Below are 18,474 nucleotides of genomic sequence, written 5' to 3'. Positions count from 1 at the left end.
CGATTTCCATAGGCACTGACCGCGAGTAAACGGCCATGACAAAAATTACTGATCTTCGTGTTTTCGACCTGCGTTTCCCCACATCCCAGAGCCTGGACGGCTCCGATGCGATGAACCCCGACCCGGATTATTCGGCGGCTTATGTGATTCTCGACACGGATGAGCCGGGTCTTAAAGGCCACGGGCTGACCTTCACCATCGGCCGGGGTAACGATATTTGCTGCATGGCCATCGAAGCGATGCGTCACCTCGTCGTCGGCACCGATCTTGCCACGGTGACTGAGAACCCCGGCAAATATTGGCGGCATCTGACCAGCGACAGCCAGCTGCGCTGGATCGGCCCCGACAAGGGTGCGATGCATCTCGCCACCGGCGCCGTTGTCAACGCGGTGTGGGATTTGCTGGCCAAGAAAGCCGGCAAGCCTGTGTGGCAACTGGTGGCTGATATGAGCGCTGAGGAAATCGCCGATATCGTTGATTACCGTTATCTCACTGACGTGCTGACCCGGGACGAGGCGCTCGCAATTCTCAAGAAAGCCGAAAGCGGCAAAAGGGAACGCATCGAGACGCTGAAGAGCGAAGGTTACGCCTGCTATACGACTTCCGCAGGCTGGCTCGGTTATGACGACGCCAAGCTGCGCCGTCTTTGCCAGGAAGCCATCGATGCCGGCTTCAACCATGTGAAGATGAAGGTTGGACGTGATCTGGAGGATGACATTCGCCGTCTCACCATTGCCCGCGAGGTGATCGGCCCCGATCGTTATCTGATGATCGATGCCAATCAGGTGTGGGAAGTGGACCAGGCAATCGAGTGGGTGAATAAGCTCGCCTTTTCCAAGCCCTTCTTCATCGAAGAACCGACCAGCCCGGATGATGTCGCCGGCCATCGCAAGATTCGCGCAGCCATTGGTTCCGTGAAGGTGGCGACGGGCGAAATGTGCCAGAACCGCATCATGTTCAAGCAGTTCATCGCTGAAGGCGCGATCGATGTGGTGCAGATCGACAGCTGCCGTATGGGTGGCCTCAACGAAGTGCTGGCGGTGCTGCTGATTGCCGCCAAATATAATCTGCCGGTCTGGCCGCATGCTGGCGGCGTCGGGCTTTGCGAATATGTGCAGCACCTGTCGATGATCGACTATCTGGTGGTTTCAGGCACCAAGGAAGGTCGCGTCATCGAATATGTGGATCACCTACACGAGCATTTCATCGAGCCCTGCGATATCAGAAACGCCGCTTATATGCCGCCGAAACTGCCGGGTTTCTCCATCGAAATGAAGCCGGAGTCGATTGAAACCTACACTTTCGAGGGATGATCGAAAGAGAGCAGCGCCGCTTGAAGGCGCTGCCACTCAGCGTCGCTACCCGGAAGGCCGAAACGGATGTCGTGCGGCCTTTCATCGAAAATGCGCACGAGTATTCCGAGACGGCCGAGATGATCGAACAGGGCCTTGGCACGCTCGTCCCGCACCAGTGTGAACAGAGGCGTGCCGCCAACCCCGTTCAGACCCGCTTTTTCCAAAAGGCAATTCATGCGTCGTGCTTCATCCGCGAGACGCAGCCGCATCGCAGATTGCCACGTTCCATCCGCCAAGGCTTCCGTTGCAATGTGCAGCGCCGGGCCGGAAACCGCCCATGGCCCGAGCCTCGCCTCCAACCCCGCAGCGATATCAGGGTGCGCAATTGCAAAACCAAGCCGGATTCCCGCCAGGCCATAAAATTTGCCGAAGGAACGAAGGACGACCAGAGCATGCCGATCAACACTATCCGCAAGGCTCTCGGCGCCTCCGGTTTCGATGAAGGCTTCATCCACCACCAGCAGGCCGCCGTTTCGATGCATTGAATCGGCGAGCCGCAAAAGAGTTTCGCGATCGATGATCCGTCCGTCGGGATTGTTGGGATTGACCACCACCACGTAGTCGTGAGCGATCAGGTCGCTGACATGCTCCACTTCCCTCATGGTCAGCCCGGCCATGCGTGCGGTGCGGGCATGTTCCGCGTAGGCAGGTGACAGCACCGCGCCGCTCTTGGCGCTCCGGGCAAGTGCGGTTTGAGCCAGCAGCGGCATGAGCATCTGGGTGCCGGGCGATAGCGTGACATGTCGGGCGGAGGGTGCGCCGAAATGGAGTGCGGCCAGCCGTTTCAGATAGTCGGCCGTCTCGGGCTCCGGCAGGCGAGCGAATGCGCTGGCGGGAACGGCAGAATACGGATAGGGATGCGGGTTGATTCCGGTCGAAAGGTCGATCCACGGTTCAGACGCGTCTGGAAACATCAGGCGCGCTCTGCCGAGATTGCCGCCGTGGCGGATCGCAGCCTGTGCCATTTCTGATATTGTCTCGCCCATGTTCCTCGCTCTCGCTTTCCTGTCGCTCGTGATCGAACGCCTGACCGGTTATCCGGACTGGCTGTTCAAACATATCGGCCATCCTGTCACCTGGGTCGGTTCGCTTATCGCGCTGCTGGACCAAAAATGGAACCGGGACAGCGCGTCATTTTCACGGCGCAAGGCCGCCGGTGTTGTGGCGCTGGTTGTTTTTGTCGGGCTGACGGTGATCCTTGCATGGTTTGCGCAATCTGTTCTGCTTTTCCTGCCCTTCGGACTTCTGGCGGTCGCCATCCTCGGTGCTTCGCTTCCGGCACAGAAAAGTCTGGAACAGCATGTGGAGGCGGTTGCGACTGCGCTGGAGCGTGAAGGAGTTGAGGGTGGCCGCAAGGCTGTCTCGATGATCGTCGGCCGCGACCCGCAAAAGCTGGATGAGGCGGCGATCTGCCGGGCGGCGATCGAAAGTCTCGCCGAGAACTTTTCCGATGGCATCGTCGCCCCTGCCGTCTGGATGGGGCTTCTGGGCCTGCCAGGTGGCGCGGCTTATAAGGCGGTCAATACGGCCGACAGCATGATCGGTCATCGTTCGCCTCGCCATGAAGCGTTCGGCTGGGCTTCGGCCCGGCTTGACGATCTCATCAATCTGCCCGCTTCGAGATTGAGCGGCAGCCTGTTTGTGGTCGCCGCATTTTTTGTCGAGGGCGCGTCGCCAAAAGCGGCCATTGCCGCGATCCGTCGCGATGCGCGCCACCACCGCTCTCCCAATGCGGGCTGGCCGGAAGCGGCGCTGGCCGGCGCGCTGGGTTTTGCGCTTGCCGGACCGCGTTCTTACGGCGGACAGATGATCGAAGCGCGTTTCATGGGGGACGGCGGAAGGTCTGCGCTGGTCGCCGGCGATATTCGCACGGCGTTGCGGCTGGCACGGATTGCGGACCTGTTGCTGATCGGCCTATTCGGGCTTCTGGCGATCCTTATCGCGCTATAGCCAGCAGCCCGTCGAGATCGAGGTGCTGTTCCATATGCGCAGCCAGACGGTCGAGAACCGCATCCACCTGCGCATCATAGTTCAGGTCGGTGCCGCACCCGCCGAGACGCTCCAACCATGCGCCGCGCTGGCTATCATGAGCAAAAAGGCCGTGAATATAGGTGCCGAAGACACGGCCGTCGGGTGAGATGCTTCCATCGTAATGCCCGTCGATCGTCGAAAACACCAGATTGCCTGCTGCTCCCGTGGTTTTCCCCACATGCATTTCGTAGCCGGATAAACCAACACCATCAAAGCTCACGCCTTGAACGGAAACGAGTCGCTTGTCACCCGTCAAAACCGTGTCGACATCAAGCAGGCCGAGCCCGTCCACAGTCGCAGGTGATCCCTCGATACCGTCAGGATCCGCAACGGTTTTTCCGAGCATCTGGTAGCCACCGCAAAGGCCGAGAACGTAGCCGCCGCGGCGCACATGCGCCTTTATGTCGATGTCCAGACCCGCATCTTTCAGCACGGCGAGATCGGCAATGGTGGATTTTGAACCGCACAGCAAAACCAGCCGGCAATCGGCGGGAATGGTCTCGCCCGGCCGCACGCGGATCAGTTCCACGTCCGGCTCCATGTCCAGAGGGTCGAGATCATCGAAATTGGAAATGTGCGGCAGGATCGGCACGGCGATGCGGATCTTTGCGCCGGGTTTTCGCTCAGCCGGGCCGGAAAGACCGAGCGCGTCCTCAGCCGGCAGTTTCGTGGCATCGGAGAAATGCGGCAGAAGGCCTATCGAGGCCCAGCCTGTCCTTTTCTGAATTATCCGCATGCCGTCCGAAAACAACGCGGGATCACCGCGAAAGCGGTTGACGATGAAACCTTCGATCATCGCCGCATCGTCAGGTTCGAGTACGACTTTGGTACCGACAAGGCTGGCGATGACGCCGCCGCGGTCAATATCGCCGATGAGGATCACAGGCGCGTCAGCCGCTCTCGCAAACCCCATATTGGCGATATCATTGGCACGCAGATTGATTTCGGATGCGCTGCCCGCCCCCTCCACCAGCACCAGATCGGCCTGTTGTTTCAGGCGGTTGAAGCTATCCAGCACGCGCGGCATCAACCCGGCTTTCAGGTGCTGGTAATCGGCTGCCCTGGCATTGCCGGCGATTTTGCCCTGAACCACCACCTGTGCCCCGGTCTCGCTCTGCGGTTTCAGAAGAACCGGATTCATGTGGACAGAGAGGGGTACGCCAGCGGCCCGCGCCTGCAGCGCCTGTGCTCGGCCGATCTCGCCGCCGTCGGCGGTAACGGCCGCATTATTCGACATGTTCTGTGGTTTGAACGGCATGACGGACAGGCCGCGCCTGACGAAGGCGCGGGCTAGACCGGCCACCATCAGCGATTTGCCGACATCCGAGCCGGTTCCCTGAAACATCAGAACCCGTGCGGCCATGTCAGAATTCTATCCCTGGCTGTGCTTTCACGCCCGCCTTGAAATGATGTTTTACCAGCGTCATCTCCGTCACCATGTCGGCGGCGTCGATCAGCGGTTGCTTGGCATTGCGGCCGGTGACGATGATGTGCAGATCGGGCCGACGGCTGGCCAGCGTCGTCACGACCTCGTCAAGCGGCAGGTAATCATAACGCAATGCGATATTCAGTTCGTCGAGTATCAGCAGGCCGATCGTCTGGTCAGCCATCAGTGTCACGGCTTCTTCCCACGCCTTCGCGGCAGCGGCAACATCGCGCTTCAGATCCTGCGTATCCCAGGTGAAGCCTTCACCCATGGTACGCCACACCACCTTGTCACCGAACAGAGCCAGCGCCTGCTGTTCGCCGGTCGACCATGCACCCTTGATGAATTGCACGACGCCGACCCTGCGCCCGATGCCGAGCATACGCAACGCAAGGCCGAAGGCGGCCGTGGACTTGCCCTTGCCGGGGCCGGTATTGATCATCAGCAGACCTTTTTCGATGGTCTTTGCCGCGACTTCGGCATCCTGCACCGTCTTGCGGTTGACCATTTTCTGCCGATGGCGCTCGGCTTCGTTGTCGCTGATGTCGCGTGTCATCGCATATTCCTTCTTCACTCCAGCAGCCGGGAACTTATCCCTGCCCTTCGGAGCGGCGACTATACCCAATTTGCCGCACCCGGCAATGCGCGAGCCACAGGGGGGCGGCATTGACCCCAAAGCCCGTTCGGCCTAAGGGTAAGGAACTGACGGTCTTTCCCCGGCAACGGGAAAAGCTAAGAGGGAACACGGTTCCACCCTGAAACGGGTCATTCCGTGGCTGCCCCCGCAACTGTAAGCGGCAAGCCCGCACCGTAAAGCCACTGGACCAGAGAGACGGTTCGGGAAGGCGGTGTCCGGGCGCTCATCGAGCCGCAAGCCAGGAGACCTGCCGCTTCAGGAAAAACGTCTACCGGGCGGGGTGCTCCGGTCAGTCGATAACGTCGAACAGCCGGTCTGTGCCTGTGCGCATACCGTTTTCGATATCCGCACCCCGAAGAATTTGACTTGGCGCGGGAACGATACGGTTTGGATATTTCAGCGACATCTTCATTTGCTGGTGGAAACGCGCAGGATGAAACGGCGTCCGGTGTGGTCGTTTTCGTTTGCCGAAGCTGTCGCGACGAAGCTGATCCCAGCGCCGAGCCACGTGCCGGTTCACGTCTTGCCGAGGCCGTCACCGCAGAGGCGGAAGCGTCCGGCATCGCGGTCCGTTCCGTCAATTGTCTCGCCAACTGCAAACGTGGCCTCAGTGCCGTGCTGCGCAGCGCCAATGGCTGGTCCTATGTGTTTGGTGGGCTGACACCCGACGATGCAGGGGACCTGCTGACCGGCGCGCGGCTTCTTTCTGCGTCTTCAGATGGCCTGATGCCCTGGCGCGGCCGCCCCGAACCATTAAAGCGCGGCATGGTGGCGCGCATTCCCCCATTCGATTTTACCGAGGAGAGATCATGAGCAACCATCTGGACCGCGTTCCCTGCACCATCGTCACCGGTTTTCTAGGGGCGGGAAAAACGACGCTGTTGCGGGGTCTTCTGGAAAAGCTGGACGGCAAGCGGCTCGCAATCATCGTCAATGAATTCGGCGATATCGGTATCGACGGCGAAATCCTGAAAGGCTGCGGCATTGAAAGCTGCCCCGAAGAAAACATCGTCGAACTGGCCAACGGCTGTATCTGCTGCACGGTGGCTGACGATTTCCAGCCCGCGATCGAACAAATTCTCAGCCGCCAGACGAAGGTGGAGCATATCCTGATCGAGACCTCTGGTCTTGCCCTGCCTAAGCCGCTGGTCCAGGCTTTCCAATGGCCGGCCATCAAGAGCCGCGTGACCGTGGACGCCGTCGTGGCCGTGGTGGATGGCGCCGCCCTTGCTGAAGGAAAGGTCGCGCACGACATGGAGGCGCTCGCTGCTCAGAGGGCCAATGACGAGGCGCTTGATCACGATGATCCGGTTGAGGAAGTTTTCGAGGACCAGGTCGCCTGCGCCGATCTCATCGTTCTCACGAAGGCCGATCTCCTTGATGAAGCCGGCCTCGACAAGGCGAGGGCGCATGTGCTCGAACATCTGCCGAAGGCCGCGAAGATCGTTGTGGCCTCCAATGGCGCCATCGACCCCGCCGTGCTGATCGGTCTTGGTCTTGCCGTTGAAGAGGATATCGAAAACCGCCGCACCCACCATGACGGTGAACTCGACCATGAACACGACGATTTCGACAGCTTCGTCATCGACCTGCCGGCTGTGGCCGATCCGGAAGCACTGGCGGCGCGCATTGCCGAAACGGCTGCGGCTGAAAACGTCCTGCGCATCAAGGGCTTTGTCGAAGTTTCCGCCAAGCCCATGCGTCTGCAGGTGCAGGCGGTCGGAAGCCGGGTCAATCATTATTACGACCGCCCCTGGGCAGCGGGCGAGCAGCGCCGCAGCCGACTGGTCATTATCGGCGAAAAGGGCATCAATCGCGAAAAGATCGAACAGATGCTGGCCGCCTGACGATGCATATTCTTGCCACCACATCCTCGTCTCTCGACGATCTGATCGAGCCGGTTGACCTCAACCAGCCTCGATCGGATGTGGTGATGCTGTCGTTTTCGACAAGCGATCTTGCCGGGCTTGAGCAGGCGTGGCGACAGGCGGACAGTGTGCTCCCCAGCCTGTCCGCCGCAAACCTCGCCGAGCTTCGCCATCCCATGTCGGTTGACCTGTGGATCGAAAAGACGGCGGAGCATGCCACGGTCATCCTTGTCCGAATCCTCGGTGGAGCGGAACGCTGGCGTTATGGAGTCGATCAGCTTTCCAGCATGGCGCGCCGACGTGGGATAAAGCTTCTGCTTCTGCCCGGCGAATGCAGTGAAAGGGACGAAAAGCTCGAAGCGGCGTCGACCGTGGACACACACATCCTGGCATCCGTCCTTTCCTTTTTCCGCGAAGGCGGAAGAGATAATATGGGTCGTCTTGCCGGTGGCCTCGCCGCTCTGGCAAGAGATGACGCATGGCCGATGATAGAAGCTGAACCATTGCCGAAAGCCGGCTTTTATCGGCCGGGGGTGGGGGTGTTAGGGAAAATGGAGGCCTGCTCTGGCTTCCCGGCTGCCGCGCCCGTTCTGCCTATTGTCTTTTATCGCTCCATGTTGCTGGCTGCGGATGCAGCGCCGGTGGATGCGCTCTTTCACGCGCTTTGCGAGCGCGGTTTCTCCCCGGTGCCGATTTTTGTCAGCGGCCTGAAGGATGGCGATGCCCTTCGCTTTCTCGAAAAGGCGCTGAGAGATATTCAGCCCGCTGCCATCCTTGCTGCGACGGCCTTTGCCAGTCAGAGCGATGCCGATGGCCATACGCTGTTCGATCGGCTTGGCGTTCCCGTTTTCCAGGTCGCCATGGCGACGACCCGCCGCGACGGCTGGGCGGCGAATGCGCGTGGACTAAACCCGTCCGATCTAGCCATGCATATTGTGCTGCCTGAACTGGATGGCCGGATTTTCGCAGGCGTGATTTCATTCAAACAGCCTTGGACCGATGGCGGTATCAGTCTCGTAAACATGCCGGAGGCGGATCGTGTCGAACAGGTGGCAAGCCGCATCGCGGCCTTCCTGCGTCTGAAAAATACCTCGCCGGAGGAGCGGCGCATTGTCGTTCTGATGCCGGATTATCCGGGTGCAGCCCCGGGGCGAACCGGTTACGCCGTTGGTCTGGATGTGCCGCAAAGCGTGCTCGAAATGCTGCGAGATCTTGCAGATGCCGGCTATTGCGTCGAAGATATTCCCGAAACGGCAAGGGCGCTGCTCGGTCGCCTTGAGCAGCAGGAAGCGACGATCGATCTTGCCGATTATCGAGGTTTTCTTTCGGGTTTGCCTGACGATGCCGCGGCCTCCTTGAGTGCGACATGGGGAGCTGCGGAAAGTGATGAAGCTTTCGCCGATGGCGGGTTTCGTTTTCGCGTCGCGCGTTTCGGCCAGGTCTTCGTGGCGCTTGCGCCGGACAGGGGGCGCAATGAGGACCGCCGGGTTGACTATCACGATCCCGCCCTGCCACCGCGCCACGCGCTTGTTGCCTTCGGCGCATGGATGCAGCGCGTGGCATCCGCCCATGCCATCGTGCATGTGGGCGCGCACGGTACGCTGGAATGGCTGCCCGGCAAGACAGTGGCGCTTTCCCGCAAGTGCTTTCCGGAAATTGTCACTGGTCCGCTGCCGGTGATTTATCCGTTTATCGTTTCCAATCCCGGTGAGGCGGCGGTGGCGAAACGGCGTATTGCAGCCGTCACCATCGGCCATATTCCGCCGGTGCTGGTTAATGCCGGGCTTTCGCCGGAACAACTGGCGCTTGAACAGCTGGTCGACGAATATGCGCAGGCCGATGGGCTCGATCGGCGCCGGCGCGACCGGCTGGCGAAGCTGATCATTGAAAAAGCGCAGGAAACCGGGCTTGCAACCGAGGCCGGCGTGAATACGAAAGACGATGCCGACGCCGCCCTCTCACGCATCGACGCCTTTCTCTGTGATCTCAAGGATTTTGCGATCAAGGACGGCCAACACATTTTCGGCCGCTGCGCCGAAGGTGAGGCTGATCCTCTGAGACTTCAAAGCGCCCGGGCCGAGAAGGCGGCCTTGCTTGCCGCACTCGATGGCCGGCACGTTCCTCCCGGTCCTTCCGGCGCACCGGCACGGGGCCGGGTCGATGTACTTCCCACGGGCCGCAATCTTTATGCAGCGGATCCGCGCACGATGCCGACGCCCACCGCTTTTGAACTAGGGCGCATGGCCGGCGAAGAGGTGCTCCGTCATCATCTGCAGAGCCACGGGGATTGGCCGAAACATCTGGTGTTCGATCTCTGGGGAAGTGCCAGTCTTCGCAACGGCGGCGAGGATGTGGCGCAGGCGCTGCACCTGATGGGAGCGCGGCCGATTTACGACGCCGGCACCGGCCGCGTGACCGGCATCGAGGTGCTGCCGCCGGCCAGCCTCGGCCGTCCACGCGTTGATGTCACGTTCCGCATTTCCGGTCTGTTCCGGGATATGTTTCCTGCGCTGATCGCGCTTCTCGATGCTGCCGCCAAGGCCGTGGCGCGGCGTGAAGAAGCGCCGGGCGACAATCCGCTTGCGGAAGAGGCGGCTCTGCTCGGTCATATACCACCGCGGATTTTCGGCTCTGCGCCCGGCACCTATGGTGCCGGTATTGAGGAGAAGCTCGCCAGCGGCAAATGGGACGAACGCGAGGAGCTGGGTAAAGCCTACTTAGATGCGGCAAGTCACGCATTCGGGGGTGCGGACGGGCTGGAGATTTTCGAGGATGCCGGATTTGCGCAGGCGGTGCGCCGGGCTGATCTTCTGGTTCACACCGGCGATGATCCCGGCCGCGATCTTCTGGACGGTTCTTCCGATGTCGCTTTCATTGGCGGCTTTTCCGCTGCCAAGGCTGCACTTGGAGGCGTTGCCGATATCGTGGCGCTGGATACGACCGATCCGGCGCGCCCACGGGCAAGATCGATGACACAGGCCCTGACGCGGGTGGTGCGGGCCCGGGCCGTCAATCCGCGCTTCATCGAAGGCCAGATGCGACATGGTCCACGCGGTGCGGCGGAGTTTGCCGAGGCGGTGGACCGGCTGGTCGGCTTTGCCGAAACCACCAATGCGGTGTCGTCATCGTTGATCGAAGCCCTTTACGATGCCTATTTCGGCAATGAAGCGGTGCGCGATTTCATCCTGCGCGAAAACCCGAAGGCAGCGCGGGTGATGGCGGAACGTTTCTTGTCCGCCCGCCGCCGCGGCCTGTGGCACAGTCGCCGAAACGCGGTGGATGCGGAGCTTGAAATGCTGCTTTTGCCCCATCCGGAAAGGGTCGGCGCGTGATGACGGCCTTATTCAATCCCGTTCAGCCAGTCAGCCGCCGCGGCGCATGCCCGGCTCTCTCTGCACCCATGCCCACCGGCGATGGTCTCCTGTCACGGATCGCATTCGAAGCGGATATCACGCCCCTTGAGATGAAGAGGCTTTGCGATCTTTCGGATTTCCATGGCAATGGCTTGATGGACATTACCGCCCGGGGCAGCCTGCAATTTCGCGGTCTGTCGCCCGAGAGCGCGCGCTTTCTGGAAAAAGAGGTTCTGGCGCTTGGTCTACCGCTTCGCGATGGGCTGGCGGTTGAGGTTTCGCCCTTATCCGGTCGCGACGAGACGGAAATTGCCGATGGCCGTTCTCTTGCAGACGAGATTCGCCGGGAGGCAAAAGCGCTGGGGCTTGCTGAAAAACTCGCCGCCAAAATGTCTGTGGTGATCGACGGTGGCGGATATGTTTCCATGGGAGATTTGCTCGCTGACATCCGCGTGAAAGCACAGCGTCTGGAAGGGCAGGTCTTCTGGCGCCTGTTTGTGGGCGGTCCGGAAAGCAGCTCGGTGGATGCGGGGCTGGTTGGCGCCGGCGCCGCAGCTGGTGTCGTCCTTGAATTGCTCGCGCTTCTGGCAAAAAAAGGTCCGCTCGCCCGCGGTCGCGATCTGGATCGGAAGATGATTGAAGCGATCTGTGGTGATCATCTGGTGGATCTGGCCGGAAGCGAGGCATCCCGGTCCCTCGTGCCTTTGGGTTTGATGGCCGCAGGCGGGGCCGGTTTTGCTGCAGGCGTCGCGCCTGCCTTCAGTCAGATCAAAGCCGCTGATATAGCGCGTCTCTGCGAAGCGGCCGCCGTGCTCGGTATTCAGTCTCTTCGGCCAGCGATAAATCATAGCCTGCTGTTTTTCGGTTCCCAGCGCGCGTGCGGCGCACTGCTTGCGAGTGCCGGAACATCGGGTTTCGTCACGGCTGCCGGCGACGGGCGATCTTCCATAGCAGTCTGTCCCGGCGCTCCCGGTTGCGCGTCGGCCTTTTATCCTACTCACGAACTGGCTTCCTTTGCGGCAGGCGCTTGCGCCCCGCTGCTCGACGGTTCCGTGACCCTGCATATTTCCGGATGTGGCAAAGGCTGCGCCCATCCCGCGCCGTCGCTTCTGACCTTTTCAGGTTCCGATAATGGCATGGCTTTTTCGATTTTTGGCCGCGCCGGCGATTTTCCGGACGGCATTTTACCCTTTGCACAACAAAGAGCGGCGCTTTCGCGGCTTGCCCGTCTTTATGAAAAAGAACATAAGCCCGGGGAAAACGCCGCTGGCCTGTTTGCCCGTCTGGGCAGGCAGGCAATTGTCGCGGCGCTTCGACAGGATGACCGATGACCGACTATGACTATATTCGCGATGGCAATGCGATCTATGAGCGCTCCTTCGCCATAATACGCGAGGAAGCGGATTTGTCCGCTTTTGCCGAAGATCAGGCGGACATCGCCATTCGCATGATTCATGCCTGCGGGCTGGTTGAGGCCGCCGCCCATTTCCGTTTCTCCCCGGATTTTGTCTCTGCCGCGCGTGGCGCACTCCTTGCGGGCAAGCCCATCCTTTGCGATGCGGAAATGGTCGCCCATGGTGTGACGCGCGCGCGCCTGCCAGCCGCCAATGCGGTCATCTGCACACTTCGTGATCCGCGCACGCCCGACATTGCGAGGTCCATCGGCAATACACGTTCGGCCGCCGCGCTTGATCTCTGGGCGGAGCACATGAACGGTGCTCTGGTGGCGATCGGCAACGCGCCAACAGCCCTGTTCTATCTTCTGGAGATGCTCGAAAAGGGCGCGCCTCGCCCCGCCGCCATCATCGGCATGCCGGTCGGTTTCGTCGGCGCAGCGGAATCGAAGGATGCGTTGGAAGTCAGTACGCTCGGCATTCCCTACGCCATCGTCAAGGGACGCATGGGCGGCTCGGCCATGACGGCTGCCGCCGTCAACGCGGTTGCGAGGGCGGGCCTGTGAGCGCGGCTCTTTTTGAACATCGTAAGGGGAAACTCGTCGGCGTCGGCACCGGTCCCGGCGATCCTGAACTGCTGACGCTGAAAGCGGTGCGTGCCATCGAGGCAGCCGACGTTCTGGCTTTCTTCTGCAAAAAGGGCAGTAGCGGCAACGGCCGTGGTATCGTCGAGGCCTTTATCCGTCCGGGCACGCTTGAAATGCCGTTGGTTTACCCCGTCACGGTTGAAAGCGACAAGAACGGTGAGGATTATCGCGATGCGATCGCCCGATTTTTCGATCAGTCGGCGAAGGACATTGCAGCACATCTCGAAGCCGGCAGGAATGTTGCCGTGCTCTCGGAAGGCGATCCGCTGTTCTATGGCTCCTATATGCATCTGCATCTGCGGCTTGCGCCGTCCTATCAGGCGGAAGTCGTAGCCGGCATCACCGCCATGTCCGGCTGTTGGTCCATGGCTGGGCTGCCGCTGGTGCAGGGAGACGATATTCTGAGCGTGCTTCCTGGAACGCTTGCAGAAGATGTTCTTTCTGACCGTCTTTCCGGCACGGACGGGGCGGTCATCATGAAAGTCGGGCGCAACCTGCCCAAAATCCGCCGTGCACTGGAAAAGGCCGGCAAGCTCGAGCAGGCGCTTTATGTCGAGCGCGGCACCATGGCCAACAGCCATGCAGTGCGGCTCATCGAGCGGGATGCTTCGCCTGCACCCTACTTTTCGCTGGTTCTTGTACCTGGCTGGAAAACGAGGCCCGGCCCGGGTGAAGCACCATGACCGGCAAGCTCGTCGTCGTCGGACTGGGACCCGGTAATGCTGCACAGATGACGCCGGAGGCGCTTGCCGCTGTCGCTGCATCCGACGATTTTTTCGGCTATATTCCTTATCTCGACCGGCTCTCGCTTGGTCCCCACCAGCGCCGCCATGCCTCCGACAATCGCGAGGAGATCTCCCGCGCTGAACAGGCTCTTCGGCTTGCGGCCGAAGGCGGCAGGGTCTGCGTGGTTTCCGGTGGTGATCCCGGTGTTTTCGCCATGGCGGCGGCCATCTGCGAGGCAATCGAAAATGGTCCATCCGAGTGGCGCGACATCGATGTTTCCGTCGTGCCGGGCGTGACGGCGATGCTGGCGGTGGCGGCAAGAGCTGGTGCGCCGCTTGGGCATGATTTTTGCGCCATTTCACTGTCGGACAATCTCAAACCATGGGGAATCATCGAGAAACGACTGATCGCAGCGGCGCAGGCGGGTTTCGTGATGGCCTTCTATAATCCTGTCAGCAAGGCGCGGCCGCATCAGCTCGGCACGGCTTTTGACCTGTTGCGGGTGCATCTGCCCGGATCGGTGCCGGTGATCTTCGGCAGGGCGGCAGGCCGCCTGGATGAGCGCATACGGGTCGTGCCGCTATCGGAGGCGTCGAGCGACATGGCAGACATGGCGACCTGTGTCATTGTCGGTTCGGAAGAAACGCGTTTGATCGAACGTCCCGGAAAAGAACCGATCGTTTATTCGCCTCGTTTTTCGAAAAGAGAAAACTGATGCTGGATGGCGGTGAGCGCAGTCGCTATATCCGGCACCGTCACGCTTGTGGCGGCCGTGTCGTACGACTGCCTCGGCCGCTCGATCATGATAACCGGCAGATGGAGTTGTCTGGCCGCTTCGATCTTGCCGTAACTTGCTGCGCCACCCGAGTTTTTCGATATCACGACCTCGATGCGGTTTTCTTCCAGCATACGGATTTCGTCCTCCGTTGCGAAAGGACCGCGTGCAGTGATGTAACGCGCATCCGGCAACTTCAGCGGCGGTTCCACGGGATCGACGCTGCGGATGAGATAGTTGTGCTGGGGCGCGGCCTCAAAAGGAAGAAGCTCCTGTCGGCCGAGCGCCAGAAACACGCATTTGCCTTGGCCGCCAAGCGCGACGACCGCCTGATCGATGCTCTCGACACTTTGCCAGTTATCGCCCGGCTGACGCTGCCAGGCAGGACGCGAAAGCCTGATGAGCGGAACGCCTGCTCGCTTCGACGCCTCCACGGCATTGGCGGAAATTCTGGCGGCATAGGGATGGGTCGCATCCACCAGAATATCGAAATTCCCGGCGCGGATGAAATCCGCCAGCCCCGCCGCACCGCCGAAGCCGCCACTGCGCATGGGTACGGGCTGTTCCACCGGGGAGATCGTGCGGCCCGCCATGGAGAGCAGGATACGATAGCTGGAATCTTCGCCCAGCCGGCCGGCCAGGAGGCGGGCATCGGTCGTGCCGCCAAGAATGAGTATGGAGCGTGTCATGACCTCTGAATATTCCGGAACGGGCAAGGCTTCCACCGAAAAGGAAGCAACGCGCTGGCTTTCCATCGTCGGCATCGGCGAGGACGGGCTTGACGGGCTCGGTAAAAATGCGCTGCGGGCAATCGAGGTCGCCGAAATTGTCTTTGGCGGCAAACGTCATCTGGACCTGGCAGCTGCGGCGATTCAGGGCGAGGCACGGGCCTGGCCCGTGCCATTCGACGTGGAGATGAGGGACGTTCTGGCGCTGCGCGGCAGGAGGGTTTGCGTGCTGGCATCCGGTGATCCGTTCTTCTACGGTGTGGGCGTCACGCTTCTGAGAAGCGTCCCTGTCCAGGAGGCTGTCTCGTATCCTTCGCCTTCGGCCTTTTCTCTCGCGGCTTCTCGGCTCGGCTGGCCGCTGCAGTCGGTCGAGTGCGTTTCGCTGCACGGCCGACCCATCGACCTTTTGCGGCCGCATCTCCATCCCGGCACCCGCATCATAGCGCTGACGTCGGACGAGCGCGACCCGGTTTTGATCGCAAAATTGCTGTCTGCCTCCGGTTTCGGCCGGTCGGAATTCACTCTGCTCGAGGCTTTGGGAGGAGAACGGGAAAGATCGCGCCGCGTGCCGGCGAGCGATTTCGTCGTTGAAGACGTCAATGCGCTGAATGTCGTGGCAATTGACGTTGTTGCGGATCAAGGCGCACGTGTCCTGCCCTTTGCGCACGGACTTGACGATGGCCTGTTCGAACATGACGGGCAGATCACCAAACGCGAAATCCGGGCTGTGACCCTGTCCTCGCTGGCGCCACGCCGCGGCGAACTGCTTTGGGATATCGGTGCGGGTTCCGGCTCGATCGGTATTGAATGGATGCTGTCGCACCCTTCGCTCCGCGCCATTGCCATAGAGCAGCACCCGGCAAGGGCGGAACGCATAACGTTTAATGCCGACGTCTGCGGTGTTCCCGGGCTTGAGGTCATGATCGGTTCCGCTCCCGACGCTTTTGAAGGGTTACCCCGTCCGGACGCAATCTTCATTGGCGGCGGCGGCAGTGAAGCGGGTGTATTCGATGGGGCCGTGGAGGCATTGAAATCCGGGGGACGTCTGGTCGCCAATGCCGTGACGTTGGAAATGGAGGCAGTTCTGCTGGCCGCGCATGCGAGGCTCGGCGGTTCGATCGTAAGACTGGATGTGTCGCGGGCGGCTGCTGTCGGTTCAATGTCGGGGTGGCGTCCGGCTATGCCGGTGACCCAGTGGAGCTGGGTGAAGCCATGGTGATCGTGGCCGGCATAGGCTGCCGCAAGGGAGCGACGGCTGGGATGATCATCGCTGCCTTGCGCGCTGCCGAGCAGGATTTTGGCGTCAAGGCCGACCGCCTGGCAACTGCGCCACTTAAATCGCGGGAAGCCGGCCTTGCGGAAGCGGCGAAAACTCTTTCCCTGTCGCTCGAAATCGTCGCGCAGCATCGGCTTGACGCCGTTATCTCGAAAACGCTGACGTTTTCACGCGCAAGTTTCGAGCGGTCCGGTTTGCCGAGCGTGAGCGAAACCGCGGCGCTTGCGGCAGCGGGAGAGAATGCAAGGCTGGTCGCGCCGCGGCTCGTACACGGCGATGTGACGGTGGCCATCGCAACCGCTGACGGTGCCGCCCCAGAGGATGGCGGCTGCGCGATCGAACATGGAGAACACGAATGACGGTTCATTTCATCGGTGCCGGTCCGGGCGCCGCCGATCTCATTACGGTGCGCGGGCGCGATCTTATCGCGGCGTGCCCGGTCTGCCTTTATGCCGGCTCGCTGGTTCCGAAGGCGCTGATCGACTATTGCCCGCCGGGCGCGCGTATTGTCGATACGGCCGCACTTTCGCTGGATGAGATCGAGGCGGAATTCATCGCGGCAGCAAGGGAAGGCAAGGACGTTGCACGATTGCACTCCGGCGACCTTTCCGTCTGGAGCGCAATGGGCGAACAGATCCGCCGGCTGGAGCAGCTGGGGCTCGATTACAGCGTGACGCCCGGGGTTCCTTCCTTCGCCGCCGCCGCGGCAGCCCTGCAACGCGAACTGACGGTGCCGGAAGTGGCGCAGAGCCTTGTGCTGACGCGGATTTCCGGGCGTGCATCGAAGATGCCTGATGGCGAGACGCTGCAGGCTTTCGGTGCGACGGGCGCGACGCTTGCCATCCATCTTGCCATTCATGCCATCGGCAGGGTCGTGGAAGAATTGACGCCGCTTTATGGTTCCGATTGCCCCGTCGCCATTGTCGTGCGGGCGTCCTGGCCGGATGAGCGGGTCATTCGCGGTAGCCTGTTCGATATCGAAGGCAAGCTTGCGGCCGAGCCTGTCGAGCGCACGGCGCTGATCTTTGTCGGCCGTGGTTTGGCCTCGACGGATTTTCGTGAAAGCGCACTCTACAGTGCAGACTATGTACGCCGCTTCCGGTCTCCAAAGGAGGATGTGGCGGGCTGATGCGACGGGGTGGAGGCGGTGCGTCCCTTCAACGCGCCCTGACGATCGAAAACCAGGATATCCAGTGCTATGGTCGGCGTCCTCAGCGCCGCCGCGGCGGTCACCCAGGCTTTTTCAGCAACGATCGCGCCAAGATCGATAGCGTTGCGATCGGCCAGCTGGAAGGCATGGGCGACGGTGTTGGCGCTGCGAATGGCGTCAGCGAGTTCCCCATCGCCACCTGCCTCCCCTGCCAGCGCCGCCAGCGCATCGAGATCGGCAAGACCTTTTTTGGAGTGCACGTCGAGCATCCCCTGGGCGAGCTTCGTCATCTTGGCGACGCCACCAGCAATCGTTACCCGCTCGACCGGGTGGCTGCGCAGATATTTCAACATGCCGCCGATGAAATCCCCCATGTCGATCAACGCGGCCTCGGGCAGTTCATACAGCGCCTGTCCCGCTTTTTCAGAGGTGTTCCCGGTAGCGCCGAGCACGTGAGTGCAGCCGGTCGCACGCGCCACGTCAATGCCTCGCCAGATGGAGTGGATCCAGGCCGAGCAGGAAAAAGGGATAACGACGCCCGTGGTGCCGAGAATGGAGATACCCCCGAGAATGCCGAGTCTGCCGTTGAGGGTTTTTTCCGCAAGTTTCTCGCCGTCTCGAACGGAAATTTCGACTTCGAAATCAGCCTCCGCACCAGCCACCTCGTGAATGGCGGTTTCGATCATCTTGCGTGGCACGGGATTGATGGCGGGTTCTCCTGGCGGCAGGGGCAGTCCGGGCCGCGTGACGGTGCCGACGCCCGTGCCGGCCTTGAAGATGATACCGCTTCCCGGCTGACCGCGCCGCACCGTGCTTTCGATCAGCGCGCCGTGGGTAACATCAGGGTCATCGCCCGCATCCTTGATGACACCTGCGCGGGCGAAGTTTTCACCCTTTTCCTCGGTCGCGAGGGAAAATGCGGGCCTCGCGCCGCTTGGAAGTTCGACCTCGACAGGGTAAGGAAACTCGCCGGTCAGAAGGGCGGCGCAGGCCGCCTTCGTGGCGGCTGCCGCGCAGGTGCCCGTGGTCCAGCCGCGGCGAAGGGTCTTTCCATCCGTTTCCATATGAATTCCTATAGCCGGGACGGCTTTTTCCGTCATCGTTAAAA

General features: G+C 61.3%; 17 protein-coding genes and 1 riboswitch. Of the genes, 12 read left to right on the top strand and 5 right to left on the bottom strand.

Features of this window, described 5'->3' with window-relative positions:
* Window positions 1-35: 35 nt before the first annotated feature.
* The gene (locus ACZ47E_RS12105; RefSeq protein WP_278067093.1) at window positions 36-1,313 is read left to right on the top strand and encodes an L-fuconate dehydratase; all 1,278 of its coding nucleotides are present in this window, start codon (window positions 36-38) and stop codon (window positions 1,311-1,313) included.
* Here ACZ47E_RS12105 and cobD read toward each other — a convergent pair.
* Complete coding sequence (gene cobD / locus ACZ47E_RS12100) at window positions 1,295-2,341, bottom strand: threonine-phosphate decarboxylase CobD (protein WP_278067092.1); 1,047 nt, start codon at window positions 2,339-2,341, stop codon at window positions 1,295-1,297. The genes ACZ47E_RS12105 and cobD overlap by 19 nt on opposite strands.
* Here cobD and cbiB point away from each other — a divergent pair.
* Window positions 2,340-3,305 carry an adenosylcobinamide-phosphate synthase CbiB gene (gene cbiB, locus ACZ47E_RS12095; protein ID WP_022557027.1) on the top strand — a complete coding sequence of 322 codons (966 nt, stop codon included), beginning with the start codon at window positions 2,340-2,342 and terminating at the stop codon, window positions 3,303-3,305. The genes cobD and cbiB overlap by 2 nt on opposite strands.
* Here cbiB and ACZ47E_RS12090 read toward each other — a convergent pair.
* A complete protein-coding gene (locus ACZ47E_RS12090) occupies window positions 3,292-4,749 on the bottom strand; it encodes a cobyric acid synthase (protein ID WP_464016856.1) in 1,458 nt (485 codons plus the stop codon). The genes cbiB and ACZ47E_RS12090 overlap by 14 nt on opposite strands.
* A 1-nt stretch (window position 4,750) precedes the next feature.
* On the bottom strand, window positions 4,751-5,368 hold the full coding sequence (gene cobO / locus ACZ47E_RS12085; RefSeq protein WP_004444179.1) for a cob(I)yrinic acid a,c-diamide adenosyltransferase: 618 nt from the start codon (window positions 5,366-5,368) through the stop codon (window positions 4,751-4,753).
* 133 nt (window positions 5,369-5,501) lie between these two features.
* A riboswitch (cobalamin riboswitch) is annotated at window positions 5,502-5,718 on the top strand.
* A gap of 118 nt (window positions 5,719-5,836) precedes the next feature.
* Between cobO and ACZ47E_RS12080 the strand changes: the two genes are divergently transcribed.
* The 7 genes from ACZ47E_RS12080 to ACZ47E_RS12050 are packed head-to-tail and all read left to right on the top strand — an operon-like array spanning window position 5,837 to window position 14,152.
* Entirely contained in the window at window positions 5,837-6,262 is a 426-nt protein-coding gene (locus ACZ47E_RS12080) for a DUF1636 family protein (RefSeq protein WP_004444176.1), read from the top strand.
* Window positions 6,259-7,296 (top strand): cobalamin biosynthesis protein CobW, encoded by a 1,038-nt coding sequence (gene cobW / locus ACZ47E_RS12075; RefSeq protein ID WP_112553072.1) that lies wholly within the window; start codon window positions 6,259-6,261, stop codon window positions 7,294-7,296. The genes ACZ47E_RS12080 and cobW overlap by 4 nt, the downstream gene beginning before the upstream one ends.
* 2 nt (window positions 7,297-7,298) lie before the next feature.
* Window positions 7,299-10,649 (top strand): cobaltochelatase subunit CobN, encoded by a 3,351-nt coding sequence (cobN, locus tag ACZ47E_RS12070; protein WP_278067089.1) that lies wholly within the window; start codon window positions 7,299-7,301, stop codon window positions 10,647-10,649.
* On the top strand, window positions 10,649-12,001 hold the full coding sequence (gene cobG / locus ACZ47E_RS12065; RefSeq protein WP_278067088.1) for a precorrin-3B synthase: 1,353 nt from the start codon (window positions 10,649-10,651) through the stop codon (window positions 11,999-12,001). The genes cobN and cobG overlap by 1 nt, the downstream gene beginning before the upstream one ends.
* Complete coding sequence (locus ACZ47E_RS12060; RefSeq protein ID WP_006700275.1) at window positions 11,998-12,630, top strand: precorrin-8X methylmutase; 633 nt, start codon at window positions 11,998-12,000, stop codon at window positions 12,628-12,630. Before cobG ends, ACZ47E_RS12060 begins: the two co-directional genes overlap by 4 nt.
* Window positions 12,627-13,394, top strand: coding sequence for a precorrin-2 C(20)-methyltransferase (locus ACZ47E_RS12055; protein WP_072495198.1), 768 nt, complete (start codon window positions 12,627-12,629; stop codon window positions 13,392-13,394). Before ACZ47E_RS12060 ends, ACZ47E_RS12055 begins: the two co-directional genes overlap by 4 nt.
* Window positions 13,391-14,152 (top strand): precorrin-3B C(17)-methyltransferase, encoded by a 762-nt coding sequence (locus tag ACZ47E_RS12050; protein WP_045533471.1) that lies wholly within the window; start codon window positions 13,391-13,393, stop codon window positions 14,150-14,152. The genes ACZ47E_RS12055 and ACZ47E_RS12050 overlap by 4 nt, the downstream gene beginning before the upstream one ends.
* On the opposite strand, the gene ACZ47E_RS12045 is transcribed toward ACZ47E_RS12050, so the two are convergent.
* Complete coding sequence (locus ACZ47E_RS12045; protein WP_048902762.1) at window positions 14,119-14,901, bottom strand: cobalt-precorrin-6A reductase; 783 nt, start codon at window positions 14,899-14,901, stop codon at window positions 14,119-14,121. The genes ACZ47E_RS12050 and ACZ47E_RS12045 overlap by 34 nt on opposite strands.
* Here ACZ47E_RS12045 and cbiE point away from each other — a divergent pair.
* From cbiE to cobM, 3 genes are read left to right on the top strand one after another with little or no spacing between them, the layout of a single operon-like run.
* Window positions 14,900-16,159 (top strand): precorrin-6y C5,15-methyltransferase (decarboxylating) subunit CbiE, encoded by a 1,260-nt coding sequence (cbiE, locus tag ACZ47E_RS12040; RefSeq protein ID WP_137069057.1) that lies wholly within the window; start codon window positions 14,900-14,902, stop codon window positions 16,157-16,159. The genes ACZ47E_RS12045 and cbiE overlap by 2 nt on opposite strands.
* Entirely contained in the window at window positions 16,153-16,575 is a 423-nt protein-coding gene (locus ACZ47E_RS12035; RefSeq protein WP_004444156.1) for a cobalamin biosynthesis protein, read from the top strand. The genes cbiE and ACZ47E_RS12035 overlap by 7 nt, the downstream gene beginning before the upstream one ends.
* On the top strand, window positions 16,572-17,345 hold the full coding sequence (gene cobM, locus ACZ47E_RS12030) for a precorrin-4 C(11)-methyltransferase (protein WP_278067087.1): 774 nt from the start codon (window positions 16,572-16,574) through the stop codon (window positions 17,343-17,345). The genes ACZ47E_RS12035 and cobM overlap by 4 nt, the downstream gene beginning before the upstream one ends.
* Here cobM and ACZ47E_RS12025 read toward each other — a convergent pair.
* Window positions 17,300-18,430 carry a cobalt-precorrin-5B (C(1))-methyltransferase gene (locus tag ACZ47E_RS12025; RefSeq protein WP_278067086.1) on the bottom strand — a complete coding sequence of 377 codons (1,131 nt, stop codon included), beginning with the start codon at window positions 18,428-18,430 and terminating at the stop codon, window positions 17,300-17,302. The two genes, cobM and ACZ47E_RS12025, sit on opposite strands and share 46 nt — an antisense overlap.
* Window positions 18,431-18,474: the final 44 nt, after the last annotated feature.

The sequence above is a fragment of the Agrobacterium sp. 5Ca39 genome (genome assembly GCF_055382365.1).
The sequence above is the reverse complement of the archived record's forward strand: the minus strand, read 5'-3'. Positions and strand labels throughout refer to the sequence as shown.